At 47.4% G+C, this 19,458-nt stretch carries 15 protein-coding genes and 1 other annotated feature; of the genes, 1 reads left to right on the plus strand and 14 read right to left on the minus strand.

What is annotated here, in order from left to right:
- The 5 genes from NYE72_RS24500 to hemB form a co-directional block, all read right to left on the minus strand.
- Positions 1-2,700, minus strand: a complete 2,700-nt coding sequence (locus NYE72_RS24500; RefSeq protein WP_051491372.1) for a valine--tRNA ligase — start codon at positions 2,698-2,700, stop codon at positions 1-3.
- Positions 2,701-2,803: 103 nt separating this feature from the next.
- Positions 2,804-3,087, minus strand: a binding site (T-box leader).
- Between the two features lie 194 nt (positions 3,088-3,281).
- Entirely contained in the window at positions 3,282-4,652 is a 1,371-nt protein-coding gene (locus NYE72_RS24505) for a LysM peptidoglycan-binding domain-containing protein (RefSeq protein ID WP_339210613.1), read from the minus strand.
- Positions 4,653-4,984: 332 nt separating this feature from the next.
- Complete coding sequence (locus tag NYE72_RS24510; RefSeq protein ID WP_256717082.1) at positions 4,985-5,920, minus strand: RluA family pseudouridine synthase; 936 nt, start codon at positions 5,918-5,920, stop codon at positions 4,985-4,987.
- Entirely contained in the window at positions 5,917-7,203 is a 1,287-nt protein-coding gene (hemL, locus tag NYE72_RS24515) for a glutamate-1-semialdehyde 2,1-aminomutase (RefSeq protein WP_076099463.1), read from the minus strand. The genes NYE72_RS24510 and hemL overlap by 4 nt, the downstream gene beginning before the upstream one ends.
- Before the next feature lie 97 nt (positions 7,204-7,300).
- Positions 7,301-8,299 carry a porphobilinogen synthase gene (hemB, locus tag NYE72_RS24520; protein WP_076129402.1) on the minus strand — a complete coding sequence of 333 codons (999 nt, stop codon included), beginning with the start codon at positions 8,297-8,299 and terminating at the stop codon, positions 7,301-7,303.
- A gap of 430 nt (positions 8,300-8,729) precedes the next feature.
- Here hemB and NYE72_RS24525 point away from each other — a divergent pair, with 430 nt between their 5' ends.
- The gene (locus NYE72_RS24525; RefSeq protein WP_143763176.1) at positions 8,730-9,179 is read left to right on the plus strand and encodes a hypothetical protein; all 450 of its coding nucleotides are present in this window, start codon (positions 8,730-8,732) and stop codon (positions 9,177-9,179) included.
- 58 nt (positions 9,180-9,237) lie between these two features.
- Here the strand turns inward: NYE72_RS24525 and cobA are convergent, their stop codons facing one another.
- From cobA to rfbA, 9 genes are all read right to left on the minus strand, one after another.
- Positions 9,238-10,785 carry a uroporphyrinogen-III C-methyltransferase gene (cobA, locus tag NYE72_RS24530; RefSeq protein ID WP_036685196.1) on the minus strand — a complete coding sequence of 516 codons (1,548 nt, stop codon included), beginning with the start codon at positions 10,783-10,785 and terminating at the stop codon, positions 9,238-9,240.
- A 5-nt stretch (positions 10,786-10,790) separates the two neighbouring features.
- Complete coding sequence (hemC, locus tag NYE72_RS24535) at positions 10,791-11,744, minus strand: hydroxymethylbilane synthase (protein WP_076224600.1); 954 nt, start codon at positions 11,742-11,744, stop codon at positions 10,791-10,793.
- An 855-nt stretch (positions 11,745-12,599) separates the two neighbouring features.
- A complete protein-coding gene (locus NYE72_RS24540; protein ID WP_076099451.1) occupies positions 12,600-13,247 on the minus strand; it encodes an NAD(P)-dependent oxidoreductase in 648 nt (215 codons plus the stop codon).
- 5 nt (positions 13,248-13,252) lie between these two features.
- Positions 13,253-14,080, minus strand: a complete 828-nt coding sequence (ccsA, locus tag NYE72_RS24545) for a cytochrome c biogenesis protein CcsA (protein ID WP_036685126.1) — start codon at positions 14,078-14,080, stop codon at positions 13,253-13,255.
- 5 nt (positions 14,081-14,085) lie between these two features.
- Positions 14,086-15,483, minus strand: a complete 1,398-nt coding sequence (gene hemA / locus NYE72_RS24550; protein ID WP_076099450.1) for a glutamyl-tRNA reductase — start codon at positions 15,481-15,483, stop codon at positions 14,086-14,088.
- A gap of 841 nt (positions 15,484-16,324) precedes the next feature.
- Positions 16,325-16,930, minus strand: coding sequence for a YdcF family protein (locus tag NYE72_RS24555; RefSeq protein ID WP_339210618.1), 606 nt, complete (start codon positions 16,928-16,930; stop codon positions 16,325-16,327).
- A 42-nt stretch (positions 16,931-16,972) separates the two neighbouring features.
- Positions 16,973-17,968, minus strand: coding sequence for a dTDP-glucose 4,6-dehydratase (gene rfbB / locus NYE72_RS24560; RefSeq protein WP_076272789.1), 996 nt, complete (start codon positions 17,966-17,968; stop codon positions 16,973-16,975).
- Between the two features lie 28 nt (positions 17,969-17,996).
- Entirely contained in the window at positions 17,997-18,557 is a 561-nt protein-coding gene (gene rfbC / locus NYE72_RS24565; protein ID WP_076129409.1) for a dTDP-4-dehydrorhamnose 3,5-epimerase, read from the minus strand.
- Between the two features lie 20 nt (positions 18,558-18,577).
- Positions 18,578-19,456: a glucose-1-phosphate thymidylyltransferase RfbA gene (rfbA, locus tag NYE72_RS24570; RefSeq protein WP_036685112.1), complete on the minus strand. Its 879-nt coding sequence runs from the start codon at positions 19,454-19,456 to the stop codon at positions 18,578-18,580.
- Positions 19,457-19,458: the final 2 nt, after the last annotated feature.

Genomic DNA, 19,458 nt, shown 5'->3' on the forward strand with positions numbered 1-19,458 from the left:
TTATCCTCTCAGCTCTGCTATGCGGGCAAGTACTTTCTCACGTTTGGCGGAGTAATCCGCCTGCTTCGCTTGCTCCTCTTCGATAACTTTTGCGGGAGCTTTGGCCACGAAGCCCTGATTGCTCAACTTTTTCTCTACGCGTTCTACTTCGCTATTCAGCGTCTGCACTTCTTTTTCCAGACGAGCGATTTCTTGTTCAATATCAATTAGCCCCGACAAAGGCAGAAGCAGTTCCGCTCCCGTTACTACAGCGGACATTACCTTGTCTGGCGTTTCCGGATTCAGACCAGCTTCGAAAGAAGAGGTATTGCAGAAACGTCCAATGTAGTTGTCGTTACGAGTAATGATGCTCAGCGTTTCTTCATTGCTCGCTTTAATAATCAATTCAACCTTCTTGCTCATCGGTACGTTCACTTCAGCACGGATATTACGAACTGCCCGGATTACATCCATCAGCAGGTTCATTTCCGCTACCGCTTGCGGGTTCTCCAGAGCAGCATCATACTCAGGCCATGCAGCCAGAGTAATTGTCTCTCCTTCATGCGGCAGATGCTGCCAGATTTCCTCCGAAATAAACGGCATAAACGGATGAATCAAGCGCATCGTGCGGTCGAGTACATAAGCAAGTACGGACTGTGTCTTCGCTTTGGCTGCGGCATCCGTTCCGTAAAGCGACAGCTTCGCGAACTCAATATACCAGTCACACAAATCGTCCCAAATGAAGTTGTACAGCTGGCGGCCGGTCTCGCCGAACTCGTACGAGTCAATTAGACGCGTAATTTCACGAGAAGTTTCGTTCAGGCGGTGCAAAATCCAACGGTCAGCCGTACTTAGCTCACCAGTAATGTCAATATTCTCGAAGCTAACTCCTTCAAGATTCATAAGGGCGAAGCGTGACGCATTCCAGATCTTATTAGCGAAATTACGCGCCTGCTCTACCTTTTCCCAGCGGAAGCGTAAATCCTGACCCGCTGTGCTGCCGGTAGAAATCATATAACGCATAGCATCTGCGCCGTACTTCTCGATAACCTCAAGCGGATCTACACCGTTGCCGAGTGATTTGGACATTTTTTGTCCTTCAGCATCCCGTACCAAACCATGCATCAATACGTCGGAGAATGGTTTCTCTCCAGTGAATTCCAGTGCCGAGAAGATCATCCGCGCTACCCAGAAATAAATAATATCGTAGCCCGTTACGAGCACATCGTTCGGATAGTAACGTTTGAAATCTGCGCTGTCTTCATTCGGCCAGCCTAGGGTTGCAAACGGCCAGAGGTTGGAGCTAAACCAAGTATCCAGAACATCCTCGTCCTGTTTCAGGTCGGTTAGGCCGCTGATCCGGCGCGCTTCTTCCTCATCATTCGCCACAACCAGCTCACCGGTAGATTCAGAATACCAAGCCGGAATACGATGTCCCCACCAAAGCTGACGGGAAATACACCAGTCGCGTACGTTTTCAATCCAGTTCAGGTAGGTTCTTTCGAACCGTTCAGGTACAAAGTTAACCCCATTACCATCCTTCTGTGCATTGATGGCAGCTTCGGCGAGCGGCTGCATCTTCACGAACCATTGTGTGGACAGGTACGGCTCAACAACCGCTCCTGAACGTTCACTGTGTCCAACTTGATGCACATGATCTTCAATGGAGATCAGAACACCCTGCTCTTTCAGATCCGCCGTGATGGCCTTACGGCATTCACTCCGGTCTTGACCTTGGTAAGGTCCTGCTTCTTCGTTCATTGTGCCGCTCTCATCCATTACGTTGATCTGCGGCAGATTATGACGTTGACCTACCTCGAAGTCATTTGGATCATGAGCTGGCGTGATCTTAACCGCACCGCTGCCAAACTCTTTATCTACATACTCGTCAGCGATAATTGGAATCTCCCGGCCGATAATCGGCAGGATCAGCGTTTTGCCAATCAGATCTTTATAACGATCATCCTCAGGATGAACAGCAACTGCCGTATCACCCAACATCGTCTCCGGACGTGTGGTCGCTACAGTGATATGTCCGCTGCCATCTTTAAGTGGGTAACGCAGATGGTACAGATGACCGTTAACTTCCTTATATTCAACCTCGATATCCGACAACGCCGTACGAGCCGCCGGGTCCCAGTTGATGATACGTTTACCGCGGTAGATCAAGCCTTTATTATAAAGCTTAACAAATACCTCGCGAACTCCCTTCGACAAACCCTCATCGAGGGTAAAACGCTCGCGAGAGTAGTCAAGGGAAAGTCCCATTTTAGCCCACTGCTCATGAATGGTGTTTGCGTATTTGTCTTTCCAATCCCACACCTGCTCCAGGAACTTCTCACGTCCGAGGTCATGTCTAGAAATCCCCTGCTCGCGCAGCTTCTGCTCTACCTTCGTTTGTGTTGCAATACCTGCGTGGTCCGTACCTGGCAACCAAAGCGTATCGAAGCCCTGCATCCGTTTGGTACGAATCAGGATATCCTGTAATGTGAAATCGAGCGCATGCCCGATGTGCAGCATTCCTGTTACGTTTGGCGGCGGGATCACAATGCTATAGGCTTGAGCATCCGGACGCTGGCCTGCACGGAAATATCCGCCCTCTGTCCAGTAGGAATACCATTTCTGTTCTGCTGCCTTCGGATCATACGTTGTTGGCATCTCGTTTTTAGATTCATTCGTAGCGGCAGCATCTGCCGCTGTTAGATGGTTTTGGTCAGCCATTCTCTGATACCTCCACTAGTTTACTTGTAGTTGCTTATAGTTGTTAATAAAGTTGCTGTATAGAGCGCACAGGTCTCTGAAAAAAACAAAAAGACCCCTCGTCTCAAAGGACGAAAGGTCATTCTTTCGCGGTACCACCTTTGTTTCGCGCCAATGAAAAATAAAACTACACTTCTTACCCAACGGATTCAGAAGCTTAGCGCGACACTCGTACAGATAACGGCTGCTACCGGCCACAACCTAACTTATCCTTCATTGATATGAAGATAAGCTCAGAAGGGCGACTCCGGGGCGACTTCGGGGGCTGTTTCCTACGGAATGTCACAGCACTTGCAATTCCGCTCTCTGAAGGGCTGACCGCCTACTCTTCCCGTTCCCAGTCTTTACTTAGATATTGCTTACTCCATAATACATTTTGAGCCCCCCCTAGTCAACCTGGATACGCCTTTGCAGCGGGACTTTAGGCTGAATTTCGACTTATTTCTTCTGAAGCATTCATTCCAACAATGAAACAGCAAAAATCCCGACCCTAATACCTGATCGGGATTCACCTATTCATTTGTGTAAGCATCACGATTCGATTACGGGATGTACAACACTTGGCCTTCCTCTACACTCTGCCCGGACAAGCGATTATACATCACCAGCTCCCGCGCACTTAGCTGATACTTCTCTGCAATGGTATCCAGTGTTTCTTCACGCTGTACAATACACAGCCGAACTTTGCGGAACATGTTAGCTCCATCCGCGCTGGCAATGAATCTGCTCTTCCATTCCGTATTATTACCAACCTCTGGAACGTCCACTGCTGCAGATGTGTTTCCTTCCGACTGCAGAGCTTCCTGCTCTTTACGGACACGACTGGAGCTTAGTAAAGAGGAGAAGGTGAGATGTTCTTTTTCCGGAACCTCTGCTTCTTTTTTACTGCCCAAGGCGATCTTAAGATCTTGTTTCTCTTCATGAGGAAGCACACTTTCCTGTGAAACAAAAACTTCGTTCGCATTCTCATGGATGGGTTCAGCATTCTCATCCTGTTCATGAAGCTCATGATTAGCCTCACTCTCAGAAGCAAATACAGGTATATCTTGATTCGCTTCTGCACTAGCCGTTGGAACAACGGTCTCTCTAGAAGCAAAAGAATATTCCTCTTCCGGCTGCTGCTTCTCTTCGCTCACATAACTTGCTTGATTCAGCTGGGACACTTCAGCTTCCTTGATCTGTGGCTCGGCTTTAAACCAGTAATCGGATAAACCCGCTTTGGCATCCTCTGCTTGTGACTCTAGACAATGTGTCCGGGCTTTTGCGCCCTTGTCCTTCTCCTGAGCGGATGAGAAATTGACTACAGGGGACGTATGAGCCGCTCCGCTTGAGACTAGTAACTCCTGTGCGTCCTCAGCCGCATCGGCCTGTTCATGTTCTTCTACAGCAACCTGTGATGCATCTTCACCAAAGGTCCACTGTGAATTTTCATAAAGGGTATCATTTTCGTGTTCTTGGTGCTCAGCAGTTGCTTCTATCACCCTGTCATCATTAACAGGAGAATAGGCGACTGTGTACTCCTCTTGCTGCCAGGCCGGTTGAGGTTGAGGATCCGTACTACCGATCCCCCGCAGCGATAGTACGCCTGTTATATTCACAGTGCGCATCGTGAGCAGATCAATATCAAAATTCTCGATCTCCACCCCAATATCTTCAATCGAGCTGACGCGTGTAAGCGGAACAGTGATTTCGACGGGAATGGCATGCTCCAGACGTTGTGTTCGGTCATCTTCACTCCGGTAAAGCCCGGTAAGCAACAGCTGACCATATAACTCGGCCCGATCCTCCCGCTGAATCACCTGAATTTCCGGAAGTAGTTCAACCTCCTCCAGCTCAGCTATTCCCGGAAGCTCTTCCGAAAGGTGAATGCGTTCGTAAATATCAAACCGCAAGCCGTGGGACTGATCAAACACGGGATATGTCCTCCTTCTTGGCATAATCTAACCCTGAGACAGGCCCAGAGCATAAGCCCAAAATGTTACTCCCCACATGTATATGCTTCAAACAGAGAGGCATGACAACTTTGGTAGTACTAACCGGACAGGATGCTAATAAATTTCATGAATTTAAGAGCTCATCAAACCTTCAGCCTGCTGATAGATGCACTACTTCGTAAGAACAAAGTATTATATGCTGCTTTTATTAATAAGACATGGATAGATGTTTTTTTTCTGAAAAAAATAGAAAAAGAACAGCAGAACCAGCTTTTGCTGATTCTACTGTTCTTTAGTTGCTTACGTATCCGTCAGGGTGCTTCAGACAGCAGCTCTCGCAGCTGCAGCATATCCTCCGGCCACGGATCGCTGACTTCCAGCTGTTCTCCGCTCCAAGGATGGCGGAAGGACAACGACTCGCCATGCAGGGCATGGCGGCCGGCAGCGCTGGAAGCCCAAATCGGGCCGCCATATAGTTCATCCCCATACAAGGGATGACCCATATGGCTGAGATGGACGCGAATCTGATGCGTCCGCCCGGTCTCCAGCTGCACATGCACCAGGCTTCCGCCATGCAGTGCCTCGCGCTCGATGATTCGCGTCACGGCAGATTGTCCGCCGGGCGAGACCCGTCTGCGCGCAGCGTGATGCCGATCGCGCCCAATCGGGGCATCGATCACCTTAAGCACAGGCGGCACTGTGCCTTCGACGATCGCGGCGTAGTGCCGTGATATGCTTTTTTCACGCATATTCTCGTCCAGAACTAACTGTGCGAACTCATTTTTCACATACATCACCGGACCCGTTGTATCTTTGTCCAAGCGGTGAATATGGCGCACAGCCACACTCTCGCCGGAAGTGATATAATGTGCAGCTACGAGGTGATCCAGAGTTACACCTGTTCCACTGCCATCTGGATGAACCGCCATCCCAGCTGGTTTATGAGCTACCAGGCAAAAATCATCCTCGTACAGCACCTCAAGCTCTTCCCATATCGGTTCAATCCCCGCTTCACGATCGGGAAAAAGTGCCAGCCGAAGCCGGTCACCTTTCCACTGAATACCTCCCTCGCGGCGTAACCGCAGATGAAGTTTCTCGGGCATGCCCACAGTTTCTAGCAGCCACTTATCAATCGTCGCCTGCGTATCCTCAGCTCCAGTAATGATTTTGCCGGGTGTTACCTCCAGCCATTCTCCACGCCGAGTCCAAGCGCCACCACCGGTTGTTTCTCCGGCTCCGATGCTCAAAGGGCCTTCAGGGCATTATAATGGCCCTCAATGGTATCATCAATATCCTGCTCACTATGTGCAGCCGATACGAACATACCCTCAAACTGTGAAGGTGGCACACTGATGCCTTGGCTCACCATATGACCAAAATAACGACGGAAAAGATCCGTGTCACTCGTCTTAGCCGTTTCAAAATTGATTACAGGTCCTTCAGTGAAGAATGGACAAACCATTGATCCTACCCGGTTGATCGTGAGCGGAATGCCAGTCTCAATTGAATTCTTTTTCAAACCCGCTTCCAGACGTGCACCCAATTGTTCCAGACGATCATATACTTCCGGGGTCAACAGCTTGAGCGTAGTATATCCGGCTGCCATCGCCAATGGATTACCACTAAGTGTGCCCGCCTGATAAATCGGTCCAGTAGGAGCGATTTGCTCCATGATCTCTCTTTTGCCGCCATAAGCACCCACTGGAAGTCCGCCGCCGATAACTTTGCCAAAACAAGTAATATCCGGAGTAATCCCGAACAAGCCTTGAGCACAGCCACGATTAACACGGAAGCCTGTCATAACCTCATCAAAAATAAGCAGCGAACCATTGTCAGAAGTTAATTTACGAAGCCCTTCCAGGAAGCCTGGAAGCGGTGGAACAACGCCCATGTTGCCGGCAATCGGCTCTACGATCACTGCGGCAATCTCATTGCCAAAACGTTCGAAAGCAATCTGAGTGGACTCCAAATCATTGTAAGGAACCGTAATGGTATTCATTGCAACGCCTTCTGGGACACCCGGGCTATCCGGCAAGCCCAATGTAGCTACACCAGAGCCAGCCTTAATAAGCAGACTATCGGCGTGACCGTGGTAGGAGCCTTCAAATTTCAAGATTTTGCTGCGCCCAGTGTAACCACGTGCCAAACGAATCGCGCTCATCGTAGCTTCCGTTCCAGAGTTAACCATGCGCACGATATCTACAGATGCCACTCGTTCAACAACAGTTTTTGCCATTTCCGTTTCGAGTAGCGTTGGAGCGCCAAAGCTTGTCCCTTTTACCGCCGTCTCCTGCAATGCCTTCACAACCTCAGGATGCGCATGACCCATAATCAGCGGACCCCATGAGAGCACATAGTCGATAAAGCTGTTGCCGTCGATATCAAAAATACGCGAACCTATCCCATGATCCACATAAATCGGAGTCAGACCTACGGATTTAAACGCCCGTACAGGGCTGTTCACCCCGCCGGGAATATATTGTTTTGCTTCATCAAAAGCCTTCCGGGACGCTTCCTCTTTACGCGCCATTGGCACATTACTCATGTATCTTCACTCCTATTCTCTTCTTGGTTACACAAGCTTGTACAAACATATATTAGCTGCCGCGATGTCGGTGTGATGAAGATTAGCCGCGCAGCCAGCGGGCTGCATCTTTTGCAAAATAAGTAATAATAATGTCCGCACCAGCGCGTTTCATGCCCGTCAGCATTTCCAGCACAACGGCTTGCTCGTCGATCCAGCCTTGTAATGCCGCTGCTTTTACCATGGAATATTCTCCACTCACATTATAAGCCACCAAAGGAAGATCAAACTGATCACGAATCGTACGAATCACATCTAGGTAAGCCAGAGCTGGCTTCACCATTAACATATCCGCGCCTTCCAACACATCGGATTCTGCTTCACGGAGCGCTTCTCGCAGATTGGCAGGGTCCATTTGATACGTTTTGCGATTCCCGAATTGTGGCGCTGAATCCGCTGCTTCGCGGAAAGGGCCATAAAATGCCGAAGCATATTTGACCGAATACGACATAATCGGCACATGCTCAAAACCGTTCTCATCAAGTCCCGCACGAATCGCGTGAACGAATCCATCCATCATGTTGGAAGGGGCGATAATATCTGCTCCAGCTTTTGCTTGGGATACCGCCGTACGAGTCAAAAGCTCCAGCGAAGCATCGTTGATAACATCGCCATGTACCACACCATTCACCGTATGCGTATGCACCATTCCACAATGTCCGTGATCCGTAAATTCACAAAGGCAGGTATCTGCAACGACCAACAGCTCTGGGTACCACTGCTTGATCAAGCGAGTAGCCTCTTGCACAATTCCATCCTCTGCAAAACCGGAAGAACCGATAGCATCCTTCGTCTCAGGAATCCCGAACAACAATACAGCCGGGATGCCTAGTGCGGCGATCTCGTCCACTTCTGCTTTTAACGTATCCAGCGAAAAATGATACACGCCCGGCATCGAGCTAATCTCATTCTTCACACCTGTTCCATAAGTCACAAAAATAGGCTGTACCATATCCAGCACATTCAGTATCGTCTCCCGCACCATGCCACGAATTCCAGCAGAACCGCGCAAACGGCGGTGACGTGTAATTGGAAAGCTCATTTGTTCATCCTCCTGAAAAATAAAATATAAAACCAAATTATGTGTCTGGCAGCAAACCACAACTAGCCGCAGCCAAGTCCAAATTAGCCGCAACCAAACCGCCGACCACTGGCTAACTGCGTATAGTTGTAGTTTGTGCAACTATTTCGATGTTTTGTCCTAATTGTAAGCTTTAGTTGCATTCTCTACAGTTATTTATTACAAAAGAGCGAAGATTCCTCATTTAGCGGATATTTAATTGTACATACTACAACTAAACTCGACTTTAGCTGATATATAGGAAATTTAATTGTATGAAGTACAACTAAAACTAAAATTCAAGCAGATCTGATCACATTAACCTACTGCATATTCTCTACATACCAGTTAGTTTACAACCAAATATTATACTCCGAACTCCATAAGTAACTACTTTCGGAGTTCAATTTATATGTTACTTGAAGGTTGCGATGTGGCACTTTTGAGCGTAGATATAACGGCGAGCAAACCAACACATGCAATTAGTAAATGTAAGCGCAGACTCAACTACCAATTCACACGTAAACCCAACTATTTAGCAACTACCAGCTCACATGTAACCACCAACTATTCAGTAACTACGAACTCACATGTAACCACCAACTATTTAGTAACTACGAACTCACATGTAACCACCAACTATTTAGTAACTACGAACTCACATGTAACCACCAACTATTTAGTAACTACGAACTCACATGTAACTACGAACTATTTAGTAACTACGAACAAAACTCTAGCCTGTAATGTAACTAATTATAAGCTGAGCGCTATATTTCTAAGCAGGCACTGCCTTTCTCCGTTGAACAGCTACTACTCTCCCCGCAGAGTAATCAGCTTCTACCTTCCCACCAGAAAGTAAGCTAAACAAGCCAAGCTCACCAGTAAACTATTGCTTCGTTCTATCCTCGATCCGAGCGCTACTGCAGCTGAGTCTCCGCATTCCAGCGGCAGAGCTCCTGCACCAAACCATCTATGGTTGCCTCTTCAGGCAAGAGTCCCGGTGTCAGTCCCGCGTCTACCGCAGTCTGCTCCGTTAACGGGCCGATGCAGGCGATTTTCACGTTTGCAAGTAGCGGGAGCGGATCTTCAAGTCCCATCCGTTTCAGGATGTGTATGAAATTACGCACGGTTGACGAGCTGGTGAAGGTTACCGCGTGTACGCGACCTTCCTCTAGCAGCTTCAACAACTCGTCGTCATCCTCACCAGTGACAACCGTCTCATAAGTATCCACGTCTGTCACCTGAAGGCCAAGCTCTCTCAGCTTGTCCGGCAGCCAGTCCCGCGCCAGATCGCCGCGCGGCAAAAGCACGTTCTGCCCCGGCAGCAGCTGGGGACCGAACGTCTCAATCAGACCTTCCGCCTGAAACTTCGCCGGAAGTTCCTCAGCGATCACCCCGCGCTGCGCCAGCGCGGCGGCTGTGCCTGGCCCCACCGCTGCAATACGCGCGCGGTGTAGCCCGCGAATGTCCGCCCCCAGCTCCGCCAAGTGGCGCCAAAAAAACTCCACGCCGTTCGGGCTAGTGAAGAATACCCAGTCGTACGATTCCAGCGCGCCAAACGCCGCTGCAATCTTCGCCTTCTTCTCTGCCCCTTCCGGCATGATCGTCTCGATCACCGGGAACTCGTAGGGTTCCCCGCCGAGTTCTTCAATTCTATCCACCAGCTCGCTTGCTTGGCTGCGAGCCCGTGTCACCACGATGCGTTTGCCGAATAACGGCATCGCCTCGACCCACTTCAGCTGCTCACGCTGCAGCACCACGTCGCCGACGACGATGACTGCCGGCGGCTGAAAATCCGCCGCCTTCACCTTCGCCTCAATATCGGCGAGGGTTCCCGTCAGCGTCTCCTGATCCGCGCGGGTGCCCCAGCGCACAAGTGCCACTGGTGTTTCTGGCGGCCGCCCGTGCTTGATCAGCTGAGCGCTGATATAACCTATTTTAGCTACGCCCATCAGAAACACTAACGTGCCTGTGGCGTTCGTTACTTTATCCCAATGTATGGAATGATCCAGTTTATCCGGACTCTCATGCCCGGTGATAATCGACAGGGAAGAGGCATGATCGCGGTGCGTAACAGGTATACCCGCATAGGCAGGTACACTGATCGCTGACGTGATGCCCGGTACGATTTCGTAATAGATCCCATTTTTGCGCAGCAGCTCCGCTTCTTCACCCACCCGGCCAAAAATCGTAGGGTCCCCACCCTTAAGCCGCACCACTGTTTTCCCCTGTAAAGCCAAATCAACTAACAATTGATTAATCTCTTCCTGCTTCATCGTGTGGCGATCCGGCAGCTTACCTACATAAATCTTCTCCCCGCCGGGTTTCATGCATTTCAGCAATCTAGGACTTGCCAAGCGATCATACACCAGCACGTCGCTTTTTTGGATACACTCGAGGCCTTTCACAGTAATCAGCTTTGCGTCCCCGGGACCTGCACCTACCAAATAAACCTTCCCCGTCAATCCACTCATCCCCTAACGTCTGACAGTATCTTCTCCGCTCCTCTTGCAATCAGCTTTTTAGCGACTTCTTCGCCGAGCTGTACCGGGTCAATCCCCGTGCAAGTTTCTTTCAAAATCGTTGAACCGTCCGGTGTTCCCACCATCCCCGTTAACGAGATTACTTTGTGCTCAGCGGTAGCAGCTTGGGCGGCTGCGTCAAGCACCGCATGAGCACCAATCGGCACTTGGCAGCCGCCATTCAGCACGCCAAGGAACGTGCGCTCCGCCGCTACCGTCAACGCCGTATCGGCATCGTTGTATAACGCCAGCAGCTTCCGCAGGTCAGCGTCATCTGCGCGGCACTGGATGCCGAGTGCACCCTGCCCTACTGCGGGCAGGCAAACCTCCGGCGGCAGGTAGGCGCTCACGCGATCCTGCCAGCCCATGCGCGACAGCCCCGCCGCTGCCAGCAGGATTGCGTCGTATTCCCCGCTCTCCAGCTTGCGCAGCCGCGAGTCAATGTTGCCGCGCACGGGCTCAATGACCAGATCAGGCCGCAGCGCAGCAAGCTGGCTGGATCGGCGTAGGCTGCTTGTGCCTACGCGTGCACCCTGAGGCAGCTCGTCTAGCGAGACGCCTCCGTTAGAGATCAAAACATCACGCGGATCGACACGCTTCGGCACAGCACCATTGATCAGCCCATCCGGTAACTCGGATGGCATATCCTTCATGCTGTGCACCGCCATGTCGATTTCTTTTTCCAGCATCGCTTGTTCGATTTCCTTCACGAACAACCCTTTGCCGCCTACCTTGGATAAAGTAACGTCAAGAATGCGGTCACCTTTGGTGACGATCTTTTTCACTTCAAAAGTAAATCCAAAACCATGCTCCTCGCTAAGTCGCTCCAAATCAGCAATCACATGTCCCGTTTGCGTCAACGCAAGCGCGCTCTGTCTACTCCCCACTATAACCTTTCGCATTGTCCATTCCTCCTGGTAACGTTCGCCTCTTACTCTTCACCACAGAACCTTGCACTAGAAATCCAAACCCAAACTAACCAATTAACTACTCTCACTCTAAAAAAGGCATTATTGCCTTTGAATTCGCTACTTCGGATGATTTCCACCAACCTGAGGCATTCTTGCCTTTCATTTGGCTCCTTCGGCGATTGTTGCTCATTTATAGGGCATTATTACCGTACATTCCGCCATCTCAGCTACTTAAGCTCTATTCAACGGGATTTATACCGTACATTCCACCCTCTAAGCTACTCCATCCCAGTTCAACGGGATTTATACCGTTCATTTCACCAAACTAGCTACTTCAACCCAATTCAACGGGATTTATACCGTTCATTTCACCATTCCAGTTACTTCAGCCCAATTCAACGGGATTTATACCGTTAATTTCACCAATCCAGTTACTTCAACCCAGTTCAACGGGATTTATACCGTACATTCCGCCATCCTAGCCACTACGAGCCAATTCAACAGTATTTATACCGCACATTCCACCCTCTATGCCACTTCAGCCGAATTCAACAGTATTTATACCGTTCATTTCACCATTCCAGTTACTTCAACCCAGTTCAACGGGATTTATACCGTTCATTTCACCAAACTAGCTACTTCAACCCAGTTCAACGGGATTTATACCGTTCATTTCACCAAACTAGCTACTTCAACCCAATTCAACAGTATTTATACCGCTCATTCCGCCATTCCATCCACTACGAGCCAATTCAGCTATTCATTATGTTTACCCAAACAACCGCTCATCACTTCATATCTTAATCTAACCCAATTTTCTAATCTTTACAGTGTCTATGCGCACTTTTACTCCAACCGCTGCTCAGCAATCCAAGCGTCCATATCCTCCGGGCTCCACGCTATGAAGGTACCCTTGCTCATCTCGTTCAACACATCCAGCGCCCCAAGCTTCCGCAAAAGCCTTCCACGAACTTCAGCAGAAGGTTCTTTTTCCTTAATCCGTGTTCGCATGGCATGCACAAAATCCAAATATGGCTCATACGCCGCATCCAGCGCTTTTTCAAGCACATTTTTGATCTTCGTTGCCGCAAGCGGGCCAGCACCCGAAGTAGATACAGCTACCGTCAAACGTCCCCTCCGAACCACTCCAGGCGTGATAAAGTTTCCCGCTTCGGCATGGCTGGCCACATTTACATGAATTCCAAGCCGTCTAGACTCCCGCGCAACCTCTTCATTAACCGCCCTATCGTTAGTGGCTGCATATACGAGAAAGGCCCCACGGAGATCTCCGGGAGCATAAGTACGGTCCATCCAGATCAGGAGACCTTTTTCAGCTAGAGAATCAAGCGAATCTGTCAAAGAAGGACTAATCACCTTAACCACCGCTCCAGCTTCCAACAGCCCACTCACCTTACGTTCAGCCACGACACCACCCCCAATAACCACACAGTGCTGCCCTTCACAATCCAGCATTATGGGTAAATAACGCGTCATGCCCCTCACTCCCCGCTCCAACCGTGAAAATCAGACCAAGAATTCAACAGAAAATTTAAGATAATAAAAGCATATCCTAAAATCGCCCAGCGAGCCATACTTACTCCACTTTTCCGCCCGGACTTCTTAAAGATAATATAAAATATGTAAATCCCAAGACCGATAAGAGTCGTTAATACTTTTAAATCCTTCAATAAAAGCGTCCGTCCCTCAGATACTATAGATAAACCAGCCACCACCAGTGATATTCCCAGCAAAGGAGTGCCCACCAAAATAGCGGTGTAAGAGTATTTATCTGTAGTCTCCAGGTTCGGCAAACGACGGATCCGGTCGCTCCATTTCTTGCTTTTGAGTCTGGTGTGCAGGAACAAGTACAATATTGCAAAAACCGTCCCTAACGTCAGTGCTGCAAAACTCATATTTGCCAAAATCACATGCATCGTCAGCCAGCCATACACCGCACTCCAAGTCTCAAGCGTATGCCCACCCGCCGTCAGCCACACCCGATTAAGCAGAAAAACACTAAACCCGGCCATACTGAGCAGCAAAATCGTAAACTCGCCTCCACGTGTAAAAGCCACCGCAAGCGAAGTCAGCACAATACTAAACGCAAACCAAAACAAGAAATCATAAGGTGTGAAAATAGGCAGGCCTTTCTCCTGAGAGAAACGAATTCCAAGTCCTGCAACTTGCAAAAGACCCACAACAACAAGAAGCCCCGTGCCTAACCGCTTCCCACCCGGACTCCTCTTAAGGCAATCCGAGAAAACAAACAGCAGGCTCAGGGCATAGACCAGCAGAGCGGCATCATATATTCCGTTCAGCAGTTGCATATTATTCACCCACCCAGCAAGCCTGCCGGAGCAAGCGCCGTCTTAGGCACAGAAAAATCAGCGCTGCCAGCCGTACGTTCTCCAGAACTAGACTCCTTAACCGAGGCAATATCTCCATCATCTGAATCGGATTTGAGCTGTTCCTGCAATGCAAAGATTTTGGAAAAATAATCAAGAGCTTCATTCCCCTGCTTACCGCCGGACAGCTCTTTAATTACATTGATCGGATCATGCATCATCTGGTTCACGATACTTTTAGTCAGACGGCGGATTACTTTCCGCTGATGCTCGTCCAGCTCGGGCAGCTTATTGAACAAACTCTCCATCGTTTCTTCATGAATCGTATTCGATTTATCCTGGAGCGCCCGGATCACCGGTCTTACCCCAAGCGTCTTGAGCCACAGCTGGAACTCATCCATTTCCTCGCTGATCATCACTTCAATCTTCGCAGCTTCACTTCGGCGCATTTCCAGATTGTTCTCCACAATGCCCTCCAGATCATCAATATCATACAAAAAAACATCCGGCACATTTGCCGCCGCAGGATCAATATCACGTGGTACAGCAATATCAATCATAAAAAGCGGCCGCGAAGGGCGGCGTTTCATAGCATGCGCTACCTTATCAGCCGTAAGCACATACCCATCTGCTCCTGTTGAGCTGATCACGATATCTACTTCATTTAGAGTTGTTAACGCATCTTCAATCGTACTCGGCTTACCCGAGAACTTCTCCGCCAATTCAATCGCACGCGACAGCGTACGGTTAGCGACAATCACTTCTGCCGCACCACTACTGTATAGATGCTTCACGGTAAGCTCGCTCATTTTGCCGGCGCCGAGAATCAGTACTTTTTTCCCAGTGAACATGCCAAAAATCCGCTTGCCCAGCTCCACAGCCGCATAACTGACAGATACTGCACTCTCGCCGATTGACGTTTCACTATGTGCTCTTTTGCCCAGCGTCACCGCTTGCTTGAACAACCGATTGAACCAAGTTCCAGTTACACCCTCAGCCTGAGCTGTGAGAAAAGAACTCCGCACCTGTCCCAGGATCTGCGTCTCCCCAATCACCATGGAATCCAGACCGCAGGTCACGCGGAACAAATGCGCAATCGCCTGTTCGTCTTCATAAATATACATATGCTGAGTAAATTGCTCGCTTTTCACACCAAACCATTGCTCCATAAAGCCGCGGATGAAATAACCAGCCATATGAAGGCGGTCCATCACCACATAAATTTCCGTACGGTTGCAAGTAGCTACTAAGACCCCTTCTAGCACACCCTTCGTCTTCATCAGTTGATGGAGCGCTGCCGGAAGGTCACTTTCCGCAAAAGCAAACTGTTCCCGAACCTCCACGGGAGCCGTACGATAATTCAGGCCAACGACGACGATGTGCATCGATAGTTCACCATCCTAGTCTCTATAAGTTACTGAAATCCAGTTATATAAATTAATATCTTACATACCGTTCACTTTCACAACATCTCAAAACACTGTGTTAAGTATATCACACGAAAATAAGACTTTTTACAGATTTTTTGAACGCTTTATGAAATCCAGATAATAATTATTATAAATAAAAAACCGTAGGTTCGCTACGGTTAGGATGAGTTATTTTTAGCTAATTTATAAGGTTGTGGAAGTGAGAATGAAATATTATGGCCTACTAGTTCTTAAAATCGTCAAAAAGTCCGTTCTCCAAAAAAAATAAGTCACTGCTAAGTGACTTAAAACTTCTCAGGTTTCTTAACTTTTATCGACGCTACTTCTCCACACCTTTTGCAAAATGTGAAGATAACTGGTGAGCCAAAAGAGAAGGCTTTCCCAATAGGCATGACGTTAGCATATCCGTTGCTCATTTCGCCTTTAGCGAATGTAGTATTCCCACATGATTTACAAACTAAATTGTCTTGACTCATGAGATCACCTCGGAAGTTGGACAAAAATATTAATTATATAGTAGACTCTACTCTTTTTAGAAGTCGCCGATGCTTAGACCAAACTTTAACCCAAACACGATTTTCATCATCTAGATAAAAACGAATATTCACTAATTTTAAAGGCGTCCATATTTCTTTAAAATAGTAATTTGGCATTTGGCGTCTCTCCCACGAGAATAATATTGATATAGTTATAAGTATAAAACTATTAAACAATATTGTTTGTCGTAATGCGCCTTAAGCCAAGATAAGAAAAAAACTGTTTTTGTCGGATTATAGTGTGAACGTTCTACAGCAGATTAGCGAAACCAGTTCTTAATCTGATCAAGGGTACTTTTTGCCTCCGGACCATTGTAACCAAAGGTGTTGCCGATCATTTTCACATATTCGTTGAACGTTGTTTCTCTACTTTTTCGGTCACTCCACCAACGTTTAGCGTTATATCCTGATGCAGAACCCACATATGTCAGCTCGATCTCCGATTTTTTGTACATACGACCAAAAAGAAATTTCACCCTCCGCATATGAAAGTCAGAGGAAACAACAATCGCAGATTTAAAACCGTATTCTTTCATTATAGGAAGAGTGTACTCGGCATTCTGATAAGTGCTATCCGCCGCGTTCTCGGTATAAATAACGTCCTGTGGTATGCCTAAAGCTAGGGCGGTTTGGATCATATCACCCGATTTACTAGTTGACTCTTTAGCATTGGAAAGAATTATATAAGGAGCATAGCCTGCTTTATATAACTCAGCTGCCTGCTCCACACGACCTTGGCCTCCGCTTAGGACGATGATGACATCTGTTTGTTTGGGAGGTTCAGATAGTGCTAAGAAGCGGCCTGCACTGAATAAACCAGTAATTAACAATAGCAAGCAAACGAAAAGGACCAATCTTTTATTCATTAAATTACCTTTTCTTTTCTTAACCGTTAAGTCGTGCATAAATCACTTATGCGATTCGTTACTAAGGATTTGTTGCCACCATTCAGCATTATCAATATACCATTGGATCGTCTGCGCAATTCCAGTCTCAAAAGTATAAGTTGGCTTCCAACCTAAATTCTCAAGTTTCGTTGGATCAATGGCGTAGCGTTTATCATGTCCTAATCTATCTGTTACAAATTCAATCAAATCTTCAGATTTCCCCAAGGTACTGATAATCGTCTTAACTACTTCAAGATTAGTTCTCTCATTATGACCACCTACATTATAAACTTCACCGCTTACTCCTTGGTGCACGACAAGGTCAATGGCCGCACAGTGATCCCAGACATGGAGCCAGTCGCGAATATTTTTCCCATCTCCATATACAGGAACCTTCTCTTCGTTTAATACTCTTGAGATGGTTAGTGGAATCAGTTTTTCAGGAAAATGATACGGGCCGTAATTATTCGAGCAGCGTGTTATGTTCATTGGTAAACCAAAGGTCTCATGATACGCACGGACTAGTAAATCAGACGCCGTTTTACTAGCACTATAAGGACTGTTAGGCTGCAAAGGTGTTTCTTCGGTAAAAAATACAGTAGGATCAAAATCGAGTTCGCCATACACTTCATCCGTAGAGACATGGAGGAATTTAGTAATGCCGAATTTTTTAGCTGCATCCAGTAGTACCTGTGTCCCCATAACATTCGTACGAACGAATATCGCAGGATCAGTAATTGAGCGATCGACATGGCTCTCCGCAGCGAAATGAACAACATAATCGAATTTTTCCAACTCAAAAAGAGACAATATTGCCTCTCGGTCAGCAATATCAGCTTGAACAAACCGATAGTTGGATTTGGACTCAATATCCTTATGCTTCGTTAGATCACCCGCATAAGTTAGCAAATCCAAATTCACAATATCATAATGCGGATATTTATCTACCATATACTGTACGAAGTTGCCTCCAATAAATCCGGCACCACCCGTAACCAGCATCTTTTGCTTACTCAATGAACGCACTCCCGATCTATTAGCTTTATTAGTTATTGTAAAAAAAATTCAAATTAGCATCTTTTAATAAAGGCGCCTTCTCATCCTTGGCAGATAATACCGGTGTAATATGAAGAGGCCATTCGATGCCAATAGAAGGATCATTCCACAGAATACCCCCATCACATTCCGGGGCATAAAGCTCATCGCACTTATACTGAACCTCTACGTCTTCTGTTAGTGTCATGAATCCATGTGCGAATCCTTTTGGGATCAGCAGTTGCTTTTTGTTCTCAGCATTCAGTTCAATGCCGAACCATTTACTATAGGTAGGACTACCTTTTCTGATATCTACGGCTACATCAAAAATAGCACCACGTGTACAACGAACCAATTTCGTCTGTGCCTTGGGATGTAATTGATAGTGCAAACCACGTAATGTTCCTTTAGTCGCAGAGTAGGATTGGTTATCTTGTACAAACTCCATATCTATTCCATGCTCTTTAAACTTAGCTCCGCTATACGTCTCCATAAACCAACCGCGGTGGTCCCCAAAAACAGCCGGTTCAACGACTAATACGCCTTGCAATAAGGTTTCTGTAATTTTCATCACTGCCACACTTTCAGTTATTAGTATTGTATTTTACCTGTAGCTACTTTCATCAAATACTGACCATACCCCGTCTTACTTAACTTCTCCCCGCAATTCCACAAGTGTTCTTTAGTAATCCATCCATTAATATATGCAATTTCCTCCGGAGCGGCGATCTTGATTCCTTGATGATCTTCAATAGTCCGAACAAAGTTAGTTGCGTCGACAAGACTTTGATGAGTTCCTGTATCTAACCAGGTGAATCCCCGACCTAGGAGTTCCACATCAAGCTCACCAAGATTTAAGTAAGCTTCATTAATGGAGGTAATCTCCAATTCTCCACGTGAAGAGACCTCAACGTTCTTAGCAATCTCAATAACTCTGTTATCATAAAAATATAGACCAGTAATTGCGTAGTTAGATTTTGGCTGTGTTGGTTTTTCTTCTACGCTTAATACTTTACCTTCTTCATTAAACTCTACCACACCGAAGCGCTCTGGATCTTGCACGTGATATCCGAACACCGTTGCTCCTTGTTGTTTAGAAGAAGCACGTTGCAACATCTTCCGCATTCCATTTCCATAGTAGATATTATCTCCAAGGATCATGGCAACTGAATCATCACCTATAAAAGATTCACCCAAAATAAAAGCCTGCGCTAAACCATCAGGACTTGGTTGAACTTTGTATTGTAATGAGATTCCAAATTGAGAACCGTCACCTAATAAACTTTCAAATCTAGGCGTGTCCTCGGGAGTTGAAATAATAAGAATTTCTTTAATACCCGCTAGCATTAATGTGGATAGTGGATAGTAAATCATTGGTTTGTCGTAAATAGGTAAAAGCTGCTTACTTGTGACCATTGTTAATGGATATAGGCGCGTACCGCTGCCGCCTGCTAGGATAATGCCTTTCATAA

This window comes from Paenibacillus sp. FSL L8-0333 (assembly GCF_037965665.1).
GTDB lineage: Bacteria > Bacillota > Bacilli > Paenibacillales > Paenibacillaceae > Paenibacillus_AQ > Paenibacillus_AQ odorifer.

Excerpts from the sequence above, each read along its gene's own strand:
- rfbA (WP_036685112.1), bottom strand. The coding sequence starts at position 19,456 with ATGAAAGGCATTATCCTAGCAGGCGGCAGCGGTACGCGCCTATATCCA.
- NYE72_RS24525 (WP_143763176.1), top strand. The coding sequence starts at position 8,730 with ATGTTACTTGAAGGTTGCGATGTGGCACTTTTGAGCGTAGATATAACG.
- hemL (WP_076099463.1), bottom strand. The coding sequence starts at position 7,203 with ATGGCGCGTAAAGAGGAAGCGTCCCGGAAGGCTTTTGATGAAGCAAAA.
- hemA (WP_076099450.1), bottom strand. The coding sequence starts at position 15,483 with ATGCACATCGTCGTCGTTGGCCTGAATTATCGTACGGCTCCCGTGGAG.
- NYE72_RS24540 (WP_076099451.1), bottom strand. The coding sequence starts at position 13,247 with ATGACGCGTTATTTACCCATAATGCTGGATTGTGAAGGGCAGCACTGT.
- hemB (WP_076129402.1), bottom strand. The coding sequence starts at position 8,299 with ATGAGCTTTCCAATTACACGTCACCGCCGTTTGCGCGGTTCTGCTGGA.
- NYE72_RS24500 (WP_051491372.1), bottom strand. The coding sequence starts at position 2,700 with ATGGCTGACCAAAACCATCTAACAGCGGCAGATGCTGCCGCTACGAAT.
- hemC (WP_076224600.1), bottom strand. The coding sequence starts at position 11,744 with ATGCGAAAGGTTATAGTGGGGAGTAGACAGAGCGCGCTTGCGTTGACG.
- ccsA (WP_036685126.1), bottom strand. The coding sequence starts at position 14,080 with ATGCAACTGCTGAACGGAATATATGATGCCGCTCTGCTGGTCTATGCC.
- NYE72_RS24555 (WP_339210618.1), bottom strand. The coding sequence starts at position 16,930 with ATGAATAAAAGATTGGTCCTTTTCGTTTGCTTGCTATTGTTAATTACT.
- rfbC (WP_076129409.1), bottom strand. The coding sequence starts at position 18,557 with ATGAAAATTACAGAAACCTTATTGCAAGGCGTATTAGTCGTTGAACCG.